Annotated in this window: 20 protein-coding genes; 14 read left to right on the plus strand and 6 right to left on the minus strand. The window is 54.9% G+C overall.

The annotated features are described in order from the left end of the window. Nucleotides 1-9: 9 nt before the first annotated feature. The 6 genes from BSY239_RS07520 to BSY239_RS22030 all read left to right on the plus strand — a co-directional run bounded on the left by BSY239_RS07520 (nt 10) and on the right by BSY239_RS22030 (nt 7264). Entirely contained in the window at nt 10-1173 is a 1164-nt protein-coding gene (locus BSY239_RS07520) for a glycosyltransferase family 4 protein (protein ID WP_069046301.1), read from the plus strand. A 16-nt stretch (nt 1174-1189) separates the two neighbouring features. Beyond that, nucleotides 1190-2224, plus strand: coding sequence for an acyltransferase family protein (locus BSY239_RS07525; RefSeq protein WP_069048854.1), 1035 nt, complete (start codon nt 1190-1192; stop codon nt 2222-2224). A gap of 19 nt (nt 2225-2243) precedes the next feature. After that, a complete protein-coding gene (locus BSY239_RS07530) occupies nt 2244-3437 on the plus strand; it encodes a glycosyltransferase family 4 protein (protein ID WP_069046302.1) in 1194 nt (397 codons plus the stop codon). 167 nt (nt 3438-3604) lie between these two features. Beyond that, nucleotides 3605-4906, plus strand: coding sequence for a putative O-glycosylation ligase, exosortase A system-associated (locus BSY239_RS07535; protein WP_069046303.1), 1302 nt, complete (start codon nt 3605-3607; stop codon nt 4904-4906). A gap of 29 nt (nt 4907-4935) precedes the next feature. Continuing rightward, complete coding sequence (locus BSY239_RS22025) at nt 4936-6417, plus strand: oligosaccharide flippase family protein (RefSeq protein WP_172823089.1); 1482 nt, start codon at nt 4936-4938, stop codon at nt 6415-6417. 25 nt (nt 6418-6442) lie between these two features. Beyond that, nucleotides 6443-7264: a glycosyltransferase family 25 protein gene (locus BSY239_RS22030; RefSeq protein WP_083239861.1), complete on the plus strand. Its 822-nt coding sequence runs from the start codon at nt 6443-6445 to the stop codon at nt 7262-7264. 39 nt (nt 7265-7303) lie between these two features. Here BSY239_RS22030 and BSY239_RS22035 read toward each other — a convergent pair whose 3' ends face one another. Next, on the minus strand, nt 7304-8200 hold the full coding sequence (locus tag BSY239_RS22035) for a polysaccharide pyruvyl transferase family protein (RefSeq protein ID WP_083239862.1): 897 nt from the start codon (nt 8198-8200) through the stop codon (nt 7304-7306). A gap of 62 nt (nt 8201-8262) precedes the next feature. Here BSY239_RS22035 and BSY239_RS22385 point away from each other — a divergent pair, with 62 nt between their 5' ends. Together BSY239_RS22385 and BSY239_RS22040 are read left to right on the plus strand one after the other, a co-directional pair. Further along, the gene (locus BSY239_RS22385) at nt 8263-8970 is read left to right on the plus strand and encodes a hypothetical protein (protein WP_156775434.1); all 708 of its coding nucleotides are present in this window, start codon (nt 8263-8265) and stop codon (nt 8968-8970) included. Between the two features lie 416 nt (nt 8971-9386). Next, nucleotides 9387-10235 carry a polysaccharide deacetylase family protein gene (locus tag BSY239_RS22040; protein ID WP_236944155.1) on the plus strand — a complete coding sequence of 283 codons (849 nt, stop codon included), beginning with the start codon at nt 9387-9389 and terminating at the stop codon, nt 10233-10235. A 113-nt stretch (nt 10236-10348) separates the two neighbouring features. On the opposite strand, the gene BSY239_RS07545 is transcribed toward BSY239_RS22040, so the two are convergent. After that, a protein-coding gene (locus tag BSY239_RS07545; RefSeq protein ID WP_439590737.1) for an IS3 family transposase occupies nt 10349-11466 on the minus strand; the annotation gives its coding sequence in 2 pieces (ribosomal slippage) (nt 10349-11211 and nt 11211-11466; 1119 coding nt in all). 95 nt (nt 11467-11561) lie between these two features. On the opposite strand from BSY239_RS07545, the gene BSY239_RS07560 reads away from it, so the two are divergent. Further along, nucleotides 11562-12718, plus strand: a protein-coding gene (locus BSY239_RS07560; protein ID WP_156775436.1) for an IS3 family transposase whose coding sequence is annotated in 2 segments (ribosomal slippage) — nt 11562-11829 and nt 11829-12718 — 1158 coding nt in all. Because the reading frame shifts where the segments join, the coding sequence is not laid out codon by codon here. Between the two features lie 87 nt (nt 12719-12805). On the opposite strand, the gene BSY239_RS07565 is transcribed toward BSY239_RS07560, so the two are convergent. Then, a complete protein-coding gene (locus BSY239_RS07565; RefSeq protein ID WP_069046307.1) occupies nt 12806-14989 on the minus strand; it encodes a hypothetical protein in 2184 nt (727 codons plus the stop codon). 137 nt (nt 14990-15126) lie between these two features. Here BSY239_RS07565 and BSY239_RS22595 point away from each other — a divergent pair, with 137 nt between their 5' ends. Together BSY239_RS22595 and BSY239_RS22600 are read left to right on the plus strand one after the other, a co-directional pair. Continuing rightward, nucleotides 15127-15294 carry a hypothetical protein gene (locus BSY239_RS22595; protein ID WP_172823046.1) on the plus strand — a complete coding sequence of 56 codons (168 nt, stop codon included), beginning with the start codon at nt 15127-15129 and terminating at the stop codon, nt 15292-15294. Nucleotides 15295-15335: 41 nt separating this feature from the next. Then, nucleotides 15336-15581: a hypothetical protein gene (locus BSY239_RS22600; RefSeq protein WP_172823047.1), complete on the plus strand. Its 246-nt coding sequence runs from the start codon at nt 15336-15338 to the stop codon at nt 15579-15581. Between the two features lie 427 nt (nt 15582-16008). Here the strand turns inward: BSY239_RS22600 and BSY239_RS07570 are convergent, their stop codons facing one another. Next, nucleotides 16009-17415 (minus strand): chondroitinase-B domain-containing protein, encoded by a 1407-nt coding sequence (locus BSY239_RS07570; RefSeq protein WP_069046308.1) that lies wholly within the window; start codon nt 17413-17415, stop codon nt 16009-16011. A 98-nt stretch (nt 17416-17513) separates the two neighbouring features. On the opposite strand from BSY239_RS07570, the gene BSY239_RS07575 reads away from it, so the two are divergent. Beyond that, nucleotides 17514-18836, plus strand: a complete 1323-nt coding sequence (locus tag BSY239_RS07575; protein ID WP_069046309.1) for a UDP-glucose dehydrogenase family protein — start codon at nt 17514-17516, stop codon at nt 18834-18836. Nucleotides 18837-18867: 31 nt separating this feature from the next. Next, entirely contained in the window at nt 18868-19842 is a 975-nt protein-coding gene (locus BSY239_RS07580) for a GNAT family N-acetyltransferase (RefSeq protein ID WP_083239865.1), read from the plus strand. A 66-nt stretch (nt 19843-19908) separates the two neighbouring features. Here the strand turns inward: BSY239_RS07580 and BSY239_RS22810 are convergent, their stop codons facing one another. Together BSY239_RS22810 and BSY239_RS07590 are read right to left on the minus strand one after the other, a co-directional pair. Further along, on the minus strand, nt 19909-20601 hold the full coding sequence (locus BSY239_RS22810; RefSeq protein ID WP_083239866.1) for a PEP-CTERM sorting domain-containing protein: 693 nt from the start codon (nt 20599-20601) through the stop codon (nt 19909-19911). Nucleotides 20602-20804: 203 nt separating this feature from the next. Beyond that, nucleotides 20805-21569 (minus strand): PEP-CTERM sorting domain-containing protein, encoded by a 765-nt coding sequence (locus BSY239_RS07590; RefSeq protein ID WP_069046311.1) that lies wholly within the window; start codon nt 21567-21569, stop codon nt 20805-20807. A 366-nt stretch (nt 21570-21935) separates the two neighbouring features. Between BSY239_RS07590 and BSY239_RS07595 the strand changes: the two genes are divergently transcribed. Beyond that, nucleotides 21936-22688 carry a DUF1194 domain-containing protein gene (locus BSY239_RS07595; RefSeq protein WP_069046312.1) on the plus strand — a complete coding sequence of 251 codons (753 nt, stop codon included), beginning with the start codon at nt 21936-21938 and terminating at the stop codon, nt 22686-22688. Nucleotides 22689-22738 lie beyond the last annotated feature (50 nt).

Genomic DNA, 22738 nt, shown 5'->3' on the forward strand with positions numbered 1-22738 from the left:
CGAGTTCGAATGCGCATCCTGTATCACCACCGCACCGCCTCCAAAGATGGTCAGGCCGTGCACATCGAAGAAATGATCGATGCCTTGCGCAGCGAAGGGCACGAGGTGCGCGTGGTTGCGCCCGGGCAAGATGCAGACGAGGGCGGGGCAGGGCAGATGGGCAGCGACATGGGCTGGGTGCACGGCCTCAAGGCGCGTCTCCCCAAGGCGGTGTACGAACTCATGGAACTGGCCTACAGCCTGGTCGCCTACCGCAAGCTCATGGCCGCGGCCAAAGAGTTCAAGCCCGACGTGATCTACGAGCGCTACAACCTGTTTTTGCTCGCCGGCCTCATGGCCAAGAAGCGCCTGGGTGTGCCGCTGCTGCTGGAGGTGAATTCCCCCCTGGTGTTGGAGCGTTCACAGCACAGCGGTGGCCTGGCGCTCGCCGGCCTGGCCCGCTGGGCCGAAGGCGCCGCCTGGCGAGGCGCAGACCGGGTGTTGCCGGTGACCGAGGTGCTGGCTGGCCATGTGCGCGCCTGCGGAGTGCCTGCCGAGCGCATTCAGGTGGTGCCCAACGGCATCAACCGCGCGCACTTCGCACAGGCGCCAGGACCCGACGAAGCGAAGGCCCGCCTGGGCCTGCAAGGCCGGCTGGTGCTGGGCTTCACCGGCTTTGTGCGCGACTGGCACGGCGTGGACCGCATCGTGGACTGGATGGCCACCCCGCAGGCCCCAGCCCATACCCAGTTGCTGGTGGTTGGAGATGGCCCCGTGCGCGAAGCACTGGAAGCGCAGGCCAAGCAGCTGGGCCTGGCCGACCGCGTGGCTTTCACCGGTGTCATTCACCGCGACCAGGTGCCCGCCCACGTGGCCGCGTTTGACGTGGCCCTGCAACCCGCCGTGACGCCGTACGCCTCGCCACTCAAGCTCATGGAATACCTCGTGTTGGGCAAAGCCATCGTGGCGCCCAGCACACCCAATCTGCTGGAAGTGCTCACGCACGAGACCAACGCCCTCATGTTCGACGAGGCCAGCCCGGGTGGCCTGGAAGGCGCATTGACCCGCCTGTGCAGCGACGGTGACCTGCGCGAACGCCTGGCGCACGGTGCCCGCGACACCATCGACCGGCTCAACCTCACTTGGCTGGGGAATGCGCAGCGGGTGGCAGCCATGGTTGCTATCTCACAATGAGCTTGTGGAGTCCATCATGAGTCGAAACCCGAAATTTCAGCAGCACATACACGTATTTCGGGCAATTGCAATTATATTGATTGTCTCTGCTCATTCGATCCCATCTTTGGATTGGTCTGAATCCCCGCTTCTAGGTCGATTTCTTGATGGCATCGCCAATGAGGCATCCATTTTCTTCTTTTTCATTGCAGGATACCTGTTTCAGCATTTAAGCGAACGATTCAGCTACCAGTCGTATCTGTTGCAGAAGTTCAAGACGGTAATTCTGCCGTATCTCATCATTTCTATACCTTCGTTGTACCTATTCACAATGGTGGTTGAGCGTACAAACATGTGGCCATGGTTCTACGAGCTTCACACTTGGCAGCAAGTTTCGCTCTTCCTCCTGACTGGGAAGCATCTTGCACCTTTGTGGTTTGTGCCTACCATCACGCTCTTTTATCTTGCGGCGCCTGTTTTCATTTATATTGATCGAAAAATCCCCAGGGTTTATTGGTTGATACTGCCACTTTGGATTTTGGCTATTTATAACGGTCGCAATGGGCCAATTGGCCCAATAGAGAAAGCGCTTTATTTGTTGCCTGTATATTTGCTAGGCATGGTGACATCCAGTTACCGTGACCAAGCGGAGGAATTGATCAAGAAATTTTGGATTCCACTGCTGGTAGTTTCGCTGCTTGGATTTGCCGGATATACATTGGACTATAAAGAGCCGCCGTATTTTTTGATGGTAATGAAGCTGCCAATGGCGTTGCTGATGGTGATTGCGCTATTGAAAGTCTACCCTGTGTTCGGAGATCGCTTGAACTACATTGCTGAAATCAGTTTTGGAATCTTTTTCATCCATGCTTACTTCATCTCTTTTGTCAAGGTTGTTGCCACGTATTTTGTAGATGGCCGAGCCTACGACGGTGAAGACGCCTATTTGATTGAAGGCACACTGCTGAATCTCAGCATTTACGTCGTGATCGTGCTCATTGCATCGGTTGGTTCAATATGGGTATGCAAACGTGTATTGGGGAGGCGCAGTCGTTTCGTCGTGGGCGCATGACAGGCCGCCAACTACCTCTATGAAAATCCTGCTGTTTTCGAGCCTGTATCCGAGCTCGACTCGACCCATCCACGGCATCTTTGTGGAAACTCGCCTGCGCGAACTGTTGAAAACCGGGCAGGTGGAAGCCAAGGTGGTTGCGCCCGTACCCTGGTTTCCTTCCACAAGTAAGAGCTTTGGCGAATATGCCCAGTTCGCCGCCACTCCCCGGCAAGAGCAGCGCAACGGCCTGGAGGTGCACCACCCGCGCTACCTGCTGCTGCCCAAGGTGGGCATGAACCTGGCGCCCTACACCATGGCCCTGGGAGCGCTGGCCACCGTGAAGCGCTTGCAGCGCGAAGGCTTTGACTTCGACCTGATCGACGCCCACTATTACTACCCCGACGGCGTGGCTGCCGGCCTGCTGGCCAAGTGGCTCGGCAAACCGTTCTTCGTGACCGCACGCGGCACCGACCTGAACCTGATCCCCGAGTACCCGTTTCCCCGCAAGCTCATCTTGCAAACTGCGGCAAAGGCCAGCGGCTCCATCGGCGTTTGCAAAGCGCTCATGGACACGCTGGAAGGGCTGGGCGCTGAGCCCGGCAAGCTGTACACGCTGCGCAACGGCGTTGACTTGGAGCGCTTCGTGCCCGAGCCACGCGACGTGGCCCGCGCCCGCCTGGGCCTGAAAACTGAAGGTCCTTATCTGCTGTCGGTGGGCCACCTCATCGAGCGCAAGGGCCACCACATCGCCATTGAAGCGTTGGCGCAGTTGCCCGGCGTGACCTTGCTCATTGCCGGCTCAGGCCCGCAAGAGGGTGCCCTCAAGGCCCTGGCCAACCGCCTGGGCGTGGCCGAACGCGTGCACTGGGCGGGTGTCGTGCCGCAGACCGAACTGAAGTGGTGGTACAGCGCTGCCGATGCGCTCACACTGTGCAGCAGCCGTGAAGGCTGGGCCAATGTGCTGCTGGAGGCCATGGCGTGCGGCACCCCGGTGATTGCCACAAATATCTGGGGCACGCCTGAGGTGGTGAGTAGTTCAGCGGCTGGACAGCTAATGAAACAGCGAGACGCAATTTCGTTGGCAGAGTGCTGGAAAGACCTGAATATGTCTTCTCCCTCCAGATCCGACACACGCCAGCATGCAGAGAAATTCAAATGGATCGACACCACGAAAAAAATTGTCAATCTGTTCTCGTCGGAGATAGAAAGCAGCCCGCGCGAATTCTCGTAACTATTCAGATTATTATAGAAATCCTAAATCGAAATGATCGAAGGTATCCTTTACCTGCTCATGCTCTTCGTGGTGGTTTGCATTGCTGGCATCGCCAAGCGCACAGACAGCTTGAATTCAAAGAAACAAAACTCTCATAGATTATTCAGAAACTCTACCGAATAAAAATGAGAGACATCTTTTTTCTTGCTTTCTTTCTTTGGACTTTGCCTCTTGCATTGTCAAGTGGACTGGTTGCATTTCTTCTTTGGACCTGGGCCGACTTGGTCGTAATCAACAATTACGTCTACGGCTTCATGAGTGCAATTAAGTATGTTCAGCTCTATGCACTAGTAACGTTCCTCGTTGTCCTGCTTCAGTATCACAAAAAGATATCCGCCTACAAACTCAACGCAATGATCGGCCTTATGTTGATTCTCCTGTTGCACGGAGCAGTAAGCGCAGTGCTCGCCTATCCAGGGCTTGAGCGGAACTGGGAGATATTTGGGAATTTGGCTAAAATTATCGTCATGTGTGCCTTGATGCCGTTGGTGTTAAAGAATCGAGAAAGTATAAATTTGTATGTTCTTTGTGTCGTGACTGCAATCGGATTTCATGGACTTCTTGATGGTCTTAAGATGGTGGCAAGCGCGGGTGCTCACAACGTGACGGGTATTGGCAAATTCGGCGATAACAATCACTATGCACTCATTCTCTTGATGGTGATGCCACTTGCAATCTATCTTGCCAGATACTTTGAGTCACTATATTTGCGATGGGCAAGCTTCGGACTCTTTATGCTGATGTTGCTGGCCGTCGTCGGGACCAATTCTAGAGGTGCCTTGATAGCTGCAATGGCCGGCTTGCTTTGGTTTACCTTGATAGGTAAGAAGAAGATCAAGCTCCTGCTGTTCGGTCTCAGTCTCTGTTTCGTCGTGTTCATAGCAGCGCCAGACGATTGGTTTTCGCGCATGAGCACCATCCAAGAAGCCCAAGAAGACAGCTCTTTTATGGGAAGAGTTGCGGCTTGGAAACTTGCCACTGCTATTGCAATAGAAAACCCCCTGTTTGGAGGAGGTTTCTACGCTGGTCAAGCAGCATCGACGTTTGAAGTATTTCGAAACTCACAGGGCCTTTTGCCTTTTATAGAAACGCCAGGGCTGTTGCGTCCGACTGCTACTCACAGTATTTATTTTCAAATCCTTGGTGATTTGGGCTTTAATGGCCTTCTATTATTTGTTGCAATATTCGGATATGTGTTCCATGTCAGGGGAGAAATAGCCAAACGAGCGAGGGAAACAGGAGGAATAGCATGGGCAAATGATCTGGCAAATTTGATATCTGTCTCAATTGTTGTATATCTGATTGGCGGGGCTTTGCTGAGCCTTGCTTATTACGAAATTCCCTACTACCTTGCAATTTTAATAAAGCTAATTGATGTTGTATCGCAGGAAGAAGTAAAGAGTGTCACTATTGCTCTGCCCAAGTAATTAGAGAGAGTAGTATTTATATGACTTCAATGTCAGAAGCTTTGGTGGTCGGGAGCTCGTGGTCTATATTGATCAGATGGACTTCGCGCTTTTTGGGAATAATCAGCCTAGCTGTTTGCGCAAGAATATTGACTCCTGCAGACTATGGCTTGGTAAACATGGCAATGGTGATTGTCGCCTTCTCTGCTATCCTCGTTGAATTTGGGATTGATGCCTCACTTATTCGTGAGCAAAATCCAACGAAGGAGACCTACAACACTGCATGGTCTTTGAGGATCATTCAAAGCCTGATTGTTGCGACGATCGTGATCGTTGCTTCGCCTATTGCGGCAAGTTTGTACAAGGATCCTCGGGTAATACCCATCATGATAGCAGTTGCCGTTGCTGGCCTCATTGGGGGGATGCAAAACATTTACGTTGTGCTATACAGAAAGACGTTGAACTTTCGTTCAGACTTCGTTCTATCAATCCTCCCAAAAATTGCCTCATTCACCGCGGCAATTGTTTCGGTCTTGTTGCTTAAATCCTATTGGGGGTTGGTGATAGGGATCTGTGTTGCTGAACTATCAAAAGTACTTGTAAGCTACGTCATGATGCCGAAAAGAGCATCATGGAGTCTTTCTGAATGGCGCAGCCTCACAAGCTTCTCCGGTTGGTACTTTCTGAAAGGGGTTGGAGATTTTTTTACGTATGAGTTTGATAGATTTCTTGTGGGAACTCTCGCAGGCCCTAGACAAACCGGCCTGTATGCAGTAGGTAAAGAGATTGCATCTTTGCCTGCGACCGAAATTATTCTTCCCATCGGTCGAGCATTGCTACCCACATTGTCAAGAATCGTGGATGAAAGGGAACGATTTGGACTAGCCGTCGAGAAAGCGATTGTTGGAACTCTAATTCTTACTGCCCCGGCGGCTGTAGGTTTCGCACTTATCGCACCAGAGTTTGTGCAACTTTTATTTGGATCTGGCTGGAAAGAAGCCGTCATCCTGGTCACCATTTTCAGTATAGGCTCTATATTCTCCGGATTCAAGGTTACCGTGGCGAACGTCCTATTGATAACAGGAAAGATTCGAACGAACGCATTGATTTCATGGATTCAAGCCGGTTTAGCCCTTGGATTTTTCTACCCTGCGTATCTCATGGGTGGTACCGAAGGGATTGCAGTCCTTTACGTGGTCGTAGGCATTTTGACATGTTTGATGTACGGTTTTATCCTGCATTTTAGTAGGCTTGTCAATACTGCGAGCTTGCTAAAAGGCATTGCACGTCCATTGATTGCGAGCGTACTGATGTACTTGTTTGCTGTTTGGCTCATTCAATACTTGAATATCAGTGCTTCATTAATATTGTTAGTTGCGAAGATGCTCATTGGAGTATTGGCATACTCGGCATTTCTGGCGATTCTTTGGTTGCTTGCCGGCTCTCCTCGTTCCAGCGAGCGAGTGATTGCCTCAATTCTTTATGACAAGATCGAGGCGCTAATGCTAAGGAAGTTTTCGGCTCGGTCGTAGAAATAAACCCTACTTGTAATCCAGAATGAATCACCAAGCTATTCCAATATTTGTTATTAGTCTGGAAAGAGCGCCAGAGCGTCGTCATGCGATTACTTCACATTTGGATAGCCTTGGCCTTGAGTACGAAGTTGTCAATGCTGTCGATGGCAAAAAGCTGTCAGAAGAAGAAATCGCTGAGGTAGTCTGCGAAGGTCTCTCCTACGACTGTGGGGTTGTAGGGTGCTATTTGTCGCATATCATGGTCTACAAAATTATTGTAGAAAAAAATATTGCTACAGCATTAATTTTAGAGGACGACGCGATATTGAATCCTGCCATGGTGGAAATGCTTCGAGGTGGCCTAAGTTACGTAGAGTTTGATTATTGTTTGCTTGATTGTGACAATATGAGCGAGAGGAGCGCAGTTTTCTTCGATCCAGATTCAAAGAAAATGTTAGCGCCTGGATTTCCAATATATGAGACAAACATAGGGCCGTCACTGCTCCATGCCTATTTGATGACGAACACTGGTGCAAGAAAAAGACTCGAATGCGCTTTTCCAATTATTAAGCCGGTCGACATATACTCACACCTGCCAGTTGACTTACGGATCCTCGTATGCGTCGATCCAAAAGGGGCATCCGTTTCAGAACTCAGCAGACATTCGTTTACTTCGAATAGAAATGATACAAGTCCACTTCGGTTTCGACGTTTCCGTCGCTCCAAAGTGTATTTTTCTTTTCGTGGATGGTTGAAGTTTAAGCCCATTAAAGATTACTTCATTCGAAGAGAGCTGTTGCGAACAGGCATGCTAACTCGCAATAAACATTGGAGGCCGATGCCGGAGGGGCGTCTGATTCAATAGGTTTGAGTTTTGTGCTTCAAAGACAAACCGTTTGAGCGACTACTTTGAGAACTGCTGAATCGTTTCCAGTATTGAGCTTATTCTGTCGGAATGAACGCTGTTTTTACTTAGGTGGCAACTTTGCGTCTTCAGAATTCTTTCAAAGGCCTTTACAGCTTCTTCATGAGATTCTTGAACATTGGTCTTTGGTATTGGGGGTGACCATGAAGGGTTTGAAATGCCAACGCCATTGAGTAAGCGCTTTGTATTGCTTTTTATAAGATTAAGTTTTGTGCTGTTTCGCTCGATATCCCAAACAGGATTTAGATGGATTGGACTATATTCCAAATCCATGGAGCTGCACCAATCTTGCCATTTAAACGCAAGAATATGATCGTAGCAAACAACCGGAACCCAGGGTATACGCAAGGAATCTGCAACTATCGCAGCATGCATTGCTTCTGCAATTACAAACGTTGAACTTCTTATATCATGAAGTGTTTGATGGATATCTCCTGTGGGATCAAGATAGGTTATTCCTGCGTCAAGACATATCGACCGCCAGTTTGCAAAATGAATGCTTTTATGGTGTGGCATAAACGCTACGCCATTTTTTCTTGTTAATGATGTTTGTTTAAGAATCTCATGTGCCAAAATTGCAGGGTCGGTTAGAGCCACTTTCCTTTCTAGACCTAGTTTTTGTGCTGACAGCGGTCCTCTCACCCACAAAAACTCCCAGCTCGAATCGATTGCTGGGGTCTCGTGATAACCAACACCGGATCCAAAAACGTATTTCTTTACATTTTTGGGGGCTTCACTGTTTATTAGCGTCCCAGCACCCATGAGAATCTCAGAGTCATTGTTGTCAAATAGATTTGGATATAAGCTGTACCAAATCCAGGGATTTAGATCATCTCCAAAGTTTCCGATTTTGTCTTTGTAGTAGAAGAGTTTCATGATATATCTCTCAGTGTGATTTAAGAGCGCTTGCCATACATTTAATTGAGTGAAGGTTTTATATGTTTTATCGTCTTAAGGACTACGTTCGGCGATTAGTTTTCGATTTTCAGATCCAGGATGTACTTAAAGTGCAGCCTGTCAAATTGGATCCAAATTCCAAAGCTGTGGTGCTTACCCAGTTGCAGCATAAAGACATGAGGATGTTTCTGCTTGCATGTAAGACATTTTCAGTTCGCGTCCCTATTTCCAAAGTTTATGTGTTGAGTGACGGTTCATTAACCTTGAGTGACAAGGCAATACTGTCGCATCATATTCCAGGTGTTACTTTCTTTCAACTTAGTGACTTTTCAAGCACAAAGTGTCCACGGGGTGCTTGCTGGGAGCGAATTCTAGCGGTAGCCGAGCTCGTTAAAGAGCATTATGTGATTCAACTGGATGGTGATACTTTAGCGCTTGGAGAGCTTGAAGAAGTAGTGCAGTGCATCTCGACGGACACTTCTTTCACTTTGGGCACAACCGATAATCAAGTTATTGATGAAATGCTGAGCTGTGCGCAAAATGCTAAGGCCTCCATTTCTGGGCAGAAACCTCATATTCAGATGCTCGCAGAAAGTCATTTTGATAAGATAAGAGACTGTAAAAACATGCGGTATGTAAGAGGTTGCGCAGGCTTTGCTGGTTTCTCAAAAGGCTCATTTTCAAGGGAGTATGTTGAAAATTTGTCTTCTGAAATGGAGAGCATTGTTGGACCTCGTTGGAATGAGTGAGGGACTGAACAGGTGATGTCTAATTTGGTTGTTGCCAATTCGCATTCACTTGTGTTACCCCATCCAAAGTATAGCAGCTGCGAGGAGTTGAATAGGGCTGCCCCGTCGTTTGTTCATTTCATTGGATATTGTCGCTTCAATGGTGGCGCGTATGCCCGCCATGGACGAGAGGCTATTCGGGCGTTAAATTAATTGTATATGGACTATTATTTCTGCGGAGCTGTCTGCTTTTCGCCAGCGCAGCAGTTGTAGTCCGCTATATTTGAATTGTTCACTCAATGACCTCATTAAATCTGGCCACGAAGTATGGACTGCGCGCTCTCAGACGTGTAGGTGACATTTACTCTTCGCTTCCGATGAGTAGTGATCGGGTTTGTATTCTTAACTATCATCGTGTGTTGCCTTCTTTGGACTCGATGCTGCCGAATGACCCCGATATCTCAACGTTTCGTTGGCAAATGCAGTTGTTGTCAAGTTTTTTTAACGTCATTCCTCTTGATCTTGCATTGGCAGGTTTAAGAGATGGAACTATTCCGCCTCGTGCTGTTTGTATCACGTTCGATGATGGTTATCGGTCTATTCATGATTTGGCTCTTCCTATACTTCTTGAATATGAGTTGCCAGCAACCGTTTTTGTTTCTAGTGGCTATATAGGTCATGGCGCAATGTGGAATGATCGGATCATTGAGGCTATTCGTGGTTTTGAAGGTGGTTCCTTGGATCTTCCGTCCGTTGATTTCGGTGTATTGTCTTGTGGTACTGTTTTGGATAGGCAAAAGGCATGCGAAACTATCATTGGATCTGCAAAATATCTTGCGCCTGATCTTCGTGAGTCATTGACGCGGGAGATTGAAATGCACTGTAAGGTTTCAATTGAGCCTAACTTGATGTTGACGAAATCTATGCTTCGTGCATTGGTTGGTTCAGGTATTGAGATTGGTGCTCATACTGTCAGTCATCCCATCTTGTCAAACGTGTCTGATGAATCAGCTCGAAGAGAGATTGCCGAGAGCAAGAGGGTCTTGGAGGCCACAATAGACGGTGATGTTCGATATTTTGCATACCCCAATGGGAAGTTTGGTAAGGACTTTGATCTGCGCCACGTCAAAATGGTTAAAGATGCGGGGTTTGAGGCTGCATTTACTTCTTCAAGCGGCGGTGCTGCCATGTTGGGTGACGACTATCAGCTTTGCCGCTGTATGCCGTGGGACCGGTCGCCTGCTGCATTTGGGATTCGTCTTTTTCGTTGGCTCTACGGCGTCTGACTGACCGATGGTTTTACGCACTTTCGGCTGGCGGTGGGCTTCCCCCAGTTTCCCGGACACATCCAATGACATGATGTGTTCAGGAGTGACGTCTCCCCCATATCCGGTCACTTCTAAATTGGAGTTGGACGGCTTTCCAGCTGTTGATCTGACCTCTTTCTGACGAACTCACTCGGGGTCAGGTGGCCGAGTGAGCCATGCGGACGGTGATGGTTGTAGTCATGCTGCCAAGCCTTCAATTTCTCACGCGCATCCTGCATCGTAATGAACTCGTTGACGTTCAGGAACTCATCGCGCAACCGACCGTTGAATGACTCGATGAGCCCGTTATCCGTGGGCTTTCCAGGCCGCGTGTAGTCGAGCTTCACACCGCGGCGCCAGGCCCATTCATCGAGTGCCTTGGATGTGAATTCCGTGCCGTTGTCCACCGTGATTGCTTTGGGCCATCCCCGCTGCAGCGCAGCCTCGTCCAGAGCCTTGCCGACGCACCGGCCAGTGAGCCGGAAGTTGGCCTCTAGAGACACACTCTCGCGACTCCACTGATCGATCACCGTGAGCACCCGAAATGCCCGTCCATCGAGCATCTGATCGTGCACGAAGTCCATGCTCCAGTGCTGATTCGGCCCTGTGGCGGGCATTGGCCGACCACGCTGCAGGCTGATGCGCTTGCGACGTTTGACCTTCATGCGCAACTGCAGTCCTTCCAGCCGGTACAGGCGATAGACGCGCTTCTTGCCGATTTCCCAGCCCTCACGCTTGAGCATGACCAACACGCGCAGGTAACCGAATCGTGGACGGTCCATCGCGATCTCCCGGATGCGCAGGCGCAGCGCACTCTGATCGCGTGCCTCGCTCTCTGCGTACCAGACCGATGGTCGCAGCAGCGCCAGCCGGCACGACCTGCGCACATTCACCTTGAAGCGCTCCTGCATCCAGGCCGCCAGCTCACGCCGCTTGACAGCCTTTAAAGCTTTTTTCGGACGACCTCCTGCAGGATCTGTTTGTCCAGCGTCAGATCGGCCACGATGCGCTTGAGCCTGGCGTTCTCGTCCTCAAGCATCTTCAGGCGCTTGAGCTCGCTCACGCCCAGGTCCCCGAACTTCTTCTTCCATGTGTAGTACGTCGCTTCGGACACGCCGATCTGGCGACACACGTCGACCACCGGTGTGCCTGACTCAGCCAATCGCAGCGCGTACGCGATCTGCTCCTCTGAAAATCTCGATCTCTTCATTGCTTCTCCTTGCGCCCCTTCGGGCTTGCCGGAAAGCAACCGTACCTCTAGTTTTGAAAAGTCCGGAATTCGGGGGAGACGTCAAGGAGATAGGCATGACAAGAACCCGAAGGAGCTTCACGGACGAGTTCAAACGTGAAGCAGTGAAGCTGTGCAAGCAGCCAGGAGCCACGGTCATGAACATTGCGCGGGACCTGGGTATCCAGAACAGCGTGCTCAGACGTTGGGTCACCCAGGAGCGTGGCGGGGTGTTGGACCTCAGGCCGAACCGGCCGCTTCGCAGTGAGGCCGCCGCCGAGGTGGAGCGGTTGCAACGCGAACTGCGACGTGTGACCACGGAGCGCGACATCCTAAAAAAAGCGCTCGGCTACTTTGCCAAGGACCCGCAGTGAAGTACGGCTTCATTGCGCGGCATCGTAGTGTCTGGCCCACCCGCACCATGTGTCGGGTTCTGGCGGTCTCCCACAGCGGCTTCTATGAATGGATGGGCAGAGCGCCGAGCCAGCGCAGCCAGGACGACGCCAGGCTCGCCCGCCTAATCCGAGAGAGCTTCGAGCTCAGCGACCGCACCTACGGTAGTCCACGCGTCTGGCACGACCTTCGAGCGCTGGGCGAGAGTTGCGGGATGAACCGGGTCATCCGGCTGATGCATCTGGCCAAGCTGCAAGCTCGCCACAAGCGACGCAGGCCACCTGGCGATACAGGCAGCAGGCTTGAGAACCACAACGCGCCCAACCATCTGCAGCGCGACTTCCAGGCCAGTGGCCCGAACCAGAAGTGGGTGGCCGACTTCACCTACATCTGGACGGCTGAGGGCTGGCTGTATGCGGCAGCGGTGATGGACCTGTACTCACGCCGTATCGTGGGGTGGTCGATGAGCGACACCATGCAGGCCAAGATGGTGAGCGACGCTTTGTTGATGGCCCTTTGGCGGCGCGGCAAACCCAGCTCGCTGATGCATCAATCGGACCAGGGAAGTCAGTACACCAGCGACGACTTCCAGCAGTTGCTCAAGGCACAGGACATCACCTGCAGCATGAGCCGTCGTGGTGAATGCTGGGACAACGCCGCGATGGAGAGCTTCTTCTCATCCATGAAGACCGAGAGGCTCAGCCGCAAGGTCTACCGGACGAGGGAACAAGCCAGGTCCGACGTGTTCGATTACATTGAGCGCTTCTACAACCCGGTGCGCAAACACTCAAAGCTAGACTTCCTCAGCCCAGTCGACTTTGAGCAAGGCTTAATGGGCTAAGCAAACCGTCCGGGAAACTGGGGGAAGCCCATGGTGGGGAAATTCCCTACTTCCACCTGGTTCAGGTTTTCAAGGGGACTTCAATATCTAGTTTGCAGGTGCTAAGGCCCAAGTTGGATCTTTTTGCATTGCTGCAGGTAGGCTTGGTGTCATCGTTGCCCACGATTTATAAGCCTGCGTAGCGCCCGTCGTTCCAATATCAGCCGCATTGGACAACATGGCTGCACCGTTGGCTGCATAGCCAAGGGCGGAGGACGGATATGCGTCGGCGAGAATACCGGTGGAGCCGCAGGCGACGCCTGGCCAATTCAGCTGAAACAACTCAGTCCATGTTGTTGCTGGCGCGCTATCGTCGTAGCGCACATTTATGTAGTTCGCTGGTGCATGCGTCAGGCAATAACCCTCGGATTGTTTCAAAAACCGTTGGACCTGAAACTTGCTCATCCAATCATGCATTTCTTTGGCCAGCGGGTCTCCGTCTTTTGCAAGCAGACCGATGACGAGAGTGAAAAAGTCTCCTTGCCAGATACTGGCTATTTTTGATCCCGGAACTGCCGTCAGTACGTTCATGGGGGACACCTTGGTGGTGTCGGAGTTGCGTGCGTAGTTAGTCACATACCACGTGAGGTTGTTCTGCAGCCGCTTCTCAAAATAGGGCTTCATCGGGTGGGCATCTGGCAAAGCTCTCGCTGCTTCGCCGATAGAACGCAGACTCCAAGCTTGACCTCGGAGCTGATTCTCTTTGATCAACCCAGCCGTTTGTCCTCTAAGACCTGGATTGACGGCAGCCATGTTCCAACTTGCCCAAAACATCACTTCGTCCAGATAAAACGCGTCTCCCGTGACAAGGTACGGAACGTATGAAAAGGACGGTTGGTGAGCGCTATCCACCGTCCACATGGTTTGCTGGTCTGCCATCGCTGGCAGTGCATCTTGCGGGCACGAGGTGCCGAACACCAATGCAACGCAGGGGTGACGGTCGAGGTCCAGTGGTTGATCGGATGCAAGATCTCGAAAGTGAACGGGTATACCCGCTGCAGCGTCTGCGTTTGCCAACATCGAATCGAGTGCACGCTGATCCTGGGTAGTCAGGTAGAGCGCTGTCCACCTTGGAACGGGTCCAATGTCGGAGCGCCCTCCTGTCATTGGGAAGTAGGGCGTAATGAAAGCCTTACCCATGGGTTTGGTATCTGCTGCAGCCAGCGCCGATGCCTCAGCAGAAAGCACGCTTTCCTTCACGGTGGCAGCTCCCTCATAAAGCTTCTGGTTGTAGTTCCAGATAGCGCCGCTGGCCATGAAGTACGGCATGTGGTGGCGTACCTTCGCGCTCACTTGCGGGCCTGTCCAGAACACCTTGTGCCAACGCGAATGGTGGTTGTGTGTGAACGGTTCTTGGACAAATGTGTTTCCGCCGTGCGTTACCTTCACGTCATAAGTAAGGTTGCCTGGGGCTGCCTCATAGGCCCAGGCGTTTTCGATCACCATGTCTGTGCGGACCTTTTTCCCGTCGGCGAACAGGCGGGTGTGCAGCCTTGCAGTCAGCTGTGGATGTACCACGTTGGTCACTGGGTCCTTCAGACGGGCCACAGTGGTGTACTCCTGCACCGCCGGTCCATCCAGGCGGCGAGCTGCTCCAGAGGAGACGGCAGACTTCAACAGTTGAGCCGAGTCAGACACCAAAGACATGGGGGTCGTGTACGACCTGAGCGTGTTCTGACTGATGGGCGCTGCTCCGCCATAACTGAAGCTGACCGTAAAGGCGCCTGCCTTGGGCGATACGGTGCTGAGCCACATCTTTTCGTAAGCGTCGCCCATGCGGTTGACTTTGTACACCGCGCTATTCGAATTCACGCGTGACATGAATGCGGCTGCGATTTTGCTCAGGGTTTCCCAGCCGCCACCTGCCATCGTGGAATCAACGGTGACGGAATGGCTTTCAGTTGCAGGGCCATTGAGGGTGAGCGTGATGACTTGACCAACAAGAAACGGGGTCCCGGCGGTCTGGCCGTTTCGGTTTCCAAACCTTACTTCGGTGAGTTGCGCGCCGTATACAGTCGCCTGAATCTTGAAATCGTAAAACGAAGGAACCTGAAAACTGCCACTCGAAGGTGCCGCTGCCCCCTTGAACAAGTTGACGACTCTATTTTCGCCGGGCATCAGTTTGGGGATCTGGGCGCTGATCACAGCAAAGCGGGCAGTACCGTCTGGGCGCGTTGAGACTTCGTTGGCCTGAAAGACGACGTTGTTGTTGGAGCTGTCACGAGCGATCAAGCCGGACTCAGCGGGTTTTCAGTCGCCAGCGCGAAACGGTTGGCCCAGCGTGACAGAGGCAGCCTCTTGGGTGCTGGACGCGGTGGATGAGACCTCAAAGCATGTGATTGCGCCTGCGGCACAGGTGAAGGGTCCAGATGCCACTGGGGCAGGTGCTGGAGCTGGAGCAGGAGCTGGAGCTGGAGCTGGAGCTGGAGCAGGAGCAGGAGCAGGAGCAGGAGCAGGAGCAGGAGCAGGAGCAGGAGCAGGAGCAGGTGCAGGTGCAACCACCACCGTGTCGTTGGTCGTGTCCAAGCCTACGTTGATGAGGTTGTTTCCCTTGCCCTGAGAAGGCGACGTCACCTTCTTGGCGTTGCTGGACTCCATGTCGCTGGTGGTGCTGGCTGTACCACCGCCGCCGCCGCAGGCAGCCAGCGCGGCCAGGAGCACCGCACCGGGCACTTGCCGGCACGAGCTGTTGCGGAGACCTTTGAAAATGGTTTTCGAGTTCATGGATGCTTTGGTATTCAGTTTGTCGGCCTGCGGGCTGTTGCTTGTGCAGGCTGGGCAAGGGGACATGGGCAACTTGGACGTGGTCTGGTGTCACGCGTGATTTTTTTCACGCCACCTGTTGCACCTATCTCGACGACAACGGGTTGGACTTTAGGTGGGCAGTCCGTGAATTTCGTCACCAACCGGACGGGACGCCAATTGAGAACGATGTGTGGAAATTGGCATTAATAAGCGGTGCATTTGCGAGGATCAAAGGTCATTCGCTGGCAAGTCGATACGGGCAGGCGAGGAGACCGGTGAGGACGGCCTCGCAAGCTGTTGTGTCGTAAGTGAGTGAGGGAGCAGGCCGCTGCTGGAGCGGACCGCACGAGACACTGGAGGTAAGGCTTGGTGGGCGGCGCGATTCTGCCGGGCAGTTGAAACGAATTCGTCAGGCGCTGTAACGAATTGAAAGCCCGCTCACAATGAAATGGGAATTCTGCTTTGGATTACTACCAATGCAGAATTCCCCTGTGGCCAATTAACGCTTATTGGCTCAATGCGCCAGGCAGGCTGCCGGGAGCCCGCGGCTGGCGGTAAAAGTCGTCCTGGAGGCTTTTGAAGCTGAGTACTCGTTCGGGCGGTTGCCGCCAGTCCAAAAGTAGTCCATCTGTATTCACGAAGGCGCTGCCGTGGTTCAGCGTTTCGTTGAATTCGGCGGTGATCCGGGAGCCGTCCCGGGCTCTTGCAACACCTTCATACAGGTTTCCGTACAGACGTGCCTGCGCCAAAGTGCCTCGCGTGGCCACGCCGCTTGTGTTGATGAGCGTGTTGTGCGCCAGCACGATCTGATTGCTCTGGTTCACATCGAGCCCGGTGTCGTTGCAGTGGGCCACGATGTTGTTGGCGGCCAGGCCCAGACGGTGTTCATAGGCTTGGCAGGTGCCGTCTCTGCACACGGCCGGGCCGGTACCTCCGCCCCCGAACGAAATGCCCACCCGTGCGCCGGGTCGAGAGATGTCATTCGGTGTACAGATGACGAGGTTGCGTTCGATGCGGCCGCCTTCGCTGGCGCCTTTCATGAAGAGGCCGTAAGACACCTTGTTGCCATCGCGCTTGACGAAGTTGCTCACCAGGTTGTCTTGCACCCGCCAGTGGTTCGCACCCACCAAATCAAACGGCACCACGGGTTTGGTGGTGGCGCGCTCGCTGGTGTTGGTGAGCGTGTTGTGGGCCAGCATCCCGTGGTCGGGCCAGTCACCGTTGTAGCCATTCACCTTGATGTGCGTATTGAAGTCGGTGATGCGGTTGTTGCGGATGGTGGTGAAGGCCGCCCGGCCCACCACATGAAAGGCGTGTTCGCAGTCATCGTGGCGCTTGCACACGCCGCGTATGTCCAGGTTCTCAAACGTCCAGTACGGCCGGTCGACCAGGATGCCTTCGACCTGGCCGAACTGAAACCACACTGCGCCGGGCCGCTCGGCACTGAGCACGATGGGTGCGTCCGAACGGCCCTCGTTTCCCAGGCGCATTTTCAAACTGAAGGGGTACAGGCCGGGCGCCACCACGATGCGCGTACCTGCCTTGGCCTGCAGCAGCGCCTGGCGAATGGCCTGTGGGCTGTCCACGTGTATTTGCTGGCTGATTCCTGCAATGGGTTCTTTCAACGCAGTGGCCTGCCGACCCTTACCCAGCGTGGGCAGCGGGCCTGCGGGCGGCTCGCGTTCAAAGTGGCGTTGTGCGGCGTGCAGCGGCGGCAGCAGCACGGCTTCCAGTTTGTTGTGCCCTTCCAGCCGCCGCTTCAGGTACCTGATGATTTCTTGCGGGCTGCGGCTGTTGGCTTCGGCCACCAGGTTCTGGCCGGTGGGCGTGAGGGTCAGCAAGGCTGCCGCAGCTGCGGTGAGCAATAGCGCACACAAAGCGAGCCAGGCTGTCCAGCGGGTCAGACGTCGCATGCGTGTAGTGCCTCGTTGTGTGTCTTTGAATACATAGTGCCTCGCTATGATGCATGGTTCATTCAACCGGCCCAAGCGCCGCATCAATTCAGCACAACATGAAAATCACAGTGGTTGGAACCGGGTACGTGGGCTTGGTCAGTGGGGCGTGTTTGTCGGAGGTGGGCAACGACGTGTTGTGCCTCGACGTGAACCCGGACAAGATCCGCATTCTGGAAGAGGGGGGCATCCCGATCTTCGAACCGGGCCTGCAGGAGATGGTGCAACGCAACGTGGCGGCGGGGCGCCTGCGCTTCACCACCGACGTGTCCCGCGCCGTGCACCACGGCACAATCCAGTTCATTGCCGTGGGCACGCCGCCCGACGAAGACGGCTCGGCCGACATGCAATACGTGCTGGCCGCGGCGCGCAACATCGGCCGCCTCATGACCGACTACAAGGTGGTGGTGGACAAGAGCACGGTGCCGGTGGGCACGGCCGACCGGGTGAACGAAGCCATTGCCGACGAACTGCGCCAGCGCGGTGTGGCCACACCGTATGCCGTGGTGTCCAACCCCGAATTCCTGAAAGAGGGCGCCGCGGTTGAAGACTTCATGCGGCCCGACCGCATCATCGTGGGTGCGAACGACGAGCAGGCCGTTCACCTCATGCGCGCCATTTACGCGCCGTTTCAGCGCAACCGCGAACGCCTCATCGTTACCGATGTGCGCAGCGCCGAACTCACCAAATACGCAGCCAACGCGATGCTGGCCACGCGCATCAGTTTCATGAATGAGCTGGCCAACCTGGCCGAGGCGCTGGGCGCCGACATTGAAATGGTGCGCCAGGGCATGGGCTCCGACCCGCGCATCGGCTATCACTTTCTGTACCCCGGCGCGGGCTACGGCGGCTCGTGTTTCCCCAAAGATGTGAAGGCGCTGATCAAAACCGCGTCCGACCAGGGTGGGCTGGACCTCAAGGTGTTGACCGCCGTGGAAGCCGCCAACGACGCGCAAAAGCATGTGTTGGGGCGCAAGGTGAAGCAGCGCCTGGGTGACGACCTCAAGGGCCGCCACTTCGCCGTGTGGGGCCTGGCCTTCAAGCCCAACACCGACGACATGCGCGAAGCCCCCAGCCTGGAGCTGCTGGCCGACCTGCTGGCCGCCGGCGCTACCGCCACGGTGTACGACCCGGTGGCCATGCACGAAGCCCAGCGCGTGTTGGGCGACGAGCCCCGCATCACCTACGCCAACAACCCCAACGACGCGTTGGTGGACGCCGACGCGCTGGTCATCGTGACCGAGTGGAAGGAATTCCGCAGCCCGGACTTTGACCTGATCAAGCAGCGCCTCAAGCAGCCGCTGATCGTGGACGGCCGCAACCTGTATGACCCGGCGCTGGTGCGCGGCATGGGCTTCGACTACCTGGCCATCGGCCGCTGATTGAGCGGGCGGAGCAGGGCCACTGCGTTTCATGGCCATTGACCTGTTCCAGTCCGAAGCCTGGTTTGCCCACCTGCTGGCGCACGGCTTCGAGCGCCAGCCCCGCCACTTTCCCTTGCCGCTGGCGCCTGGCGTCTGCCTCCAGCTCATGCAGCAGGCAGGCGGTGAGCCGCTGAGCTCGCTGAGCAACTACTACAGCGGCCTCTACGGCCCGCAGGGCGATGCGGGCACTGTGTCGCCCGAGCAATGGCAGGCGGCGGCGCAGGCCATGAAAGCGCTGCCAGGTGGCGCGGTGCTGCGCCTGCAGCCGCTGGACACTTCTGCGGACTGGTTACCACACCTGGAAGGCGGCCTGCGCGCAGCCGGCTACTGGACAGACCGGTACTTTGCCTTCGGCAACTGGTACCAGCCGGTGCCTGAGGGCGGGTTTGAAGCCTACTGGCCGATGCGACCTTCGGCCCTGCGAAATAGTGTCGACCGGGGCCGCCGACGCCTGGGCAAAGCGGGCGCATGGCGCATCGACATCCACAGCCAGGCATCAGACGCGCTGGAAGATGCGATTGCTGCGTACGAGGCGGTGTACGCCAAGAGCTGGAAGACACCCGAGCCTTGTCCCGAATTCATGCCAGGCCTCATTCGCCTGGCTGCCCGCCTGGGCTGGCTGCGCCTGGGTGTGCTCTGGCTCAACGGCGAACCCCTGGCCGCCCAGCTGTGGCTGGTGTGCCAGGGCAAGGCCAACATCTACAAGCTGGCCTACGTGCAGGGGTTCGAAAAGCTGTCCGCCGGCTCGGTGCTCACCACCGCACTCATGCAACACACCATGGACGTGGACGGCGTGGGCGAGGTGGACTATCTGAGTGGTGACGACGCATACAAGGCAGACTGGATGGCGCTGCGGCGTGAGCGGGTGGGGCTGGTGGCGCTTGACAGGCGGAGCCTGTGTGGGGTGGCGGCTGCCGCGCGGCATTTTGCAGCGGTTTGGTGGCGCCGGCACCGCAAGGCTTGAGCTGAGCAGAAATGCAAAAAGGGTGGCAGAGCCACCCTTTTTAATGCATGCGGTTCCGAAGAACGATCAGGCTTGTTTTTGCTTGCGACGCGAAGCTGCGGCCAAGCCGGCGAGGCCAAGGCCCAGCAGTGCGAGCGAGCCTGGCTCGGGCACGCCGACCGGAGGATTGCCGGCAATGACATAGACTTGGTCGATTACCACGTCTTTGGCGGGGACACCATTGGTGTTGAACACGAATTCAACCAGGTAGTTGCCTGCCAGCAGGTCGGCCGCACCGGCAAACGTTTGCCAGGTGGTGACTGGGCCCGTGCTCACGGCATAGTTGGCAAGTTGCACGGTGGCAATCACGCCGGAGAAGGTGGCGTCGTAGAAGTTGGCGTAGCCGTTGGCGGGTGCGTAGGCGCTGAATCCGATTTGGTACATGCCGCCGGTGCTGACCGTGATCGACTGCGACAAGCTCTGGTTGACCGTGCGGTCACTGACAAAGTAGGCAGCGCGATCGCCCACGGCGTCGGGTGAGTTGGTCGGTGCGTTGTTCTGTGGAACGGCTTCGCCGAAGGCGCCGGTGGGGTAGCCCGCGGCGGAGTTGTAGAAGATGGCCACGGGCGGAAAGCCCTGGCTATCGGTCCCACCAATAGTCCAGCCCGTAAGTCCGCTCTCAAAACTGCCGTTGGACACAAGGTTGACAGGGAGGGCGCTGGCCACGCCAGCTGCCAAGGCAAACAACAGGCCTACGGCGGTTTTCGAGATGGATTTCATAATTTCTTTCGGCGGGGTTTCGATGGTGCTTTACAAGCACAGTCTGTGCCAAAGTAAAAAAATCAATGAATTCAATGGCGTTTGTGTGGCTCTGCGCGAGTCAGGCACGAGTATGTCAAGAATGTCGACAGAAAAGCCAGGCTCCCAAAAGCAAAAAGGGTGGCAGAGCCACCCTTTTTGATGTTGACGGTTCCGAAGAACGATCAGGCTTGTTTTTGCTTGCGGCGCGAGGCTGCTGCCAGACCGGCGAGGCCCAGACCCAGCAGGGCAAGGGAGCCTGGCTCGGGAACTGGCTTCACAAGTGTCACGTACACACCCAGGTCGTCGTAGTCCTTGTCCGAGCCAGCGAGTGGCAGATCTTCCCAAGCGAGCAGGTAGCTTTCGCTGCCCCAGAAGCTGTTTGCAGGGGCTCCAGGCAGGCGAATGGTATCGCCGACGCCTTGGTAGGCAACCATGTGGTCATCGCCGCCATTCAGATATGCCTGCGAGTAAAAGATATCGTTGGGAGTCTTGATGTAATAACCAAACGTGCTCGTGGAGAAAGCTGCGCTCGATACATCAAATGCGAAGGGCGGGACCAGTGGGTCAAAGCGGTAGGTGGTGAACAAGTTGCCAAGAGACAGCGTCAGTTCCTTCTTGACACCTGGGCCTGCAGCGCCATTAAACAGTTCCAGCTTCGTGCCGATTGCATTCGGATCGTAGATGCCGAATGTGGTAGTTGGTGCAAAGCCAGCCAGTTCAAACACGATGGAGGCAGAAGCAGTTGCGCTCACCTCGATTTGGAACAGGCCAGACTCAGCCGCTTGGTCCGTCTGCACGTTGGGTGCCGATGAAACCGAGGAAGCGCCAACGCCACCATACAAATTGTTGATCTGGTTCTGCAGGCTGGTGCCGCTCACCGGGGTGGCGAAGGCGGAGGCAGAAACCGCGAGGGCGGCGGCTGCGACAAAAGACTTGATGAAACGCATGAAAAACTCCTTGGAGGGTTAGACCGCAGTTGCGGCTTGTTACGCTACTAAGCGATATCCATGCCAGGCAATGAAATCAAGTACTTACCGGAAAAGTAACAAAAATCTGTAAAGCAATTCGACAGACTTGAAGATGAATCTGGGCGGCTCTGTCGCTCCTAAAGCAGAAGTGTCTGGAGCGGGCCGCATGCCGGGGGTGCTGAACATGGGCTGACTACTTGTCGGGTTTTTTGACAAAGTCCACCCCACTGCCCAGGGTATCCGCGGGAATTTTCAAGAATATCAAGGATGTGTGAACTCTGGCACACCAGATGCTAATCGCTTGGTGCGCGGCAGTCCGCCGGCTTAACCAAGGAGAAGGAAATCATGTTGAAGAAACTCTTGGCATCGGTGTGCGGGGCTGCTGCTCTGTTCGCCTCGACCCCAGCCTCGGCTGTGCCGGTGGGTCTGGAACTTGTGCTGTTGGTCGACGTGTCCGGCAGCGTCAGCAACAGCGAATATTTGTTGCAGCGAAATGGTTACGTGCAGGCGTTCCAGAACGTCAGCGTGCAAAACGCCATCCTGGCCAGCGAGGGTGGTGCGATCGCTGTGACTTACGTGGAATGGTCTTCTGCCACCCAGCAAGCGGTGCAGGTGGGATGGTCGCTGATCAACAGCGCTGCCAGCGCGATCGCATTTGCGAACGACATCGCGGACGAGACCCGAGCCTTCTCGGGAAACACCGGCGTGCAAGCGGCCATTCGTTACGGTGCTGGCCTGTTCGCAAACGGCTTCGAATCCCTGCGTCAGGTGATCGACGTGTCGGGTGACGGCGCTTGCAACAGCGGAGATTGCTCCACCGCCTACGGTCGCGACTACGCGATCAATACCCTGGGCGTCGACACCATCAACGGCTTGGCCATTGGCGGAAGCAGCATCACGAGCTACTACAACAGCGATGTCAAGGGTGGTGGTGGGTTCGTGATCGGCGTTGATAGCTTCAGCGACTTTGCTGCAGCCATCGAAAGAAAGCTGATCAAGGAAATCACGAACGAAACGCCTGAGCCCGTCTCGCTGGCTCTGCTGGGCATCGGTCTGATTGGCGTGGGGGCTGCCCGCCGTCGCGCAGCGAAGGTCTGACACGTCCAACCAGCCTGTCTTGCAGGTGAAAAGGGCTGGCTTTTGCCAGC

This window comes from Hydrogenophaga sp. RAC07 (assembly GCF_001713375.1).
In the GTDB taxonomy this organism is placed as follows: domain Bacteria; phylum Pseudomonadota; class Gammaproteobacteria; order Burkholderiales; family Burkholderiaceae_C; genus Hydrogenophaga.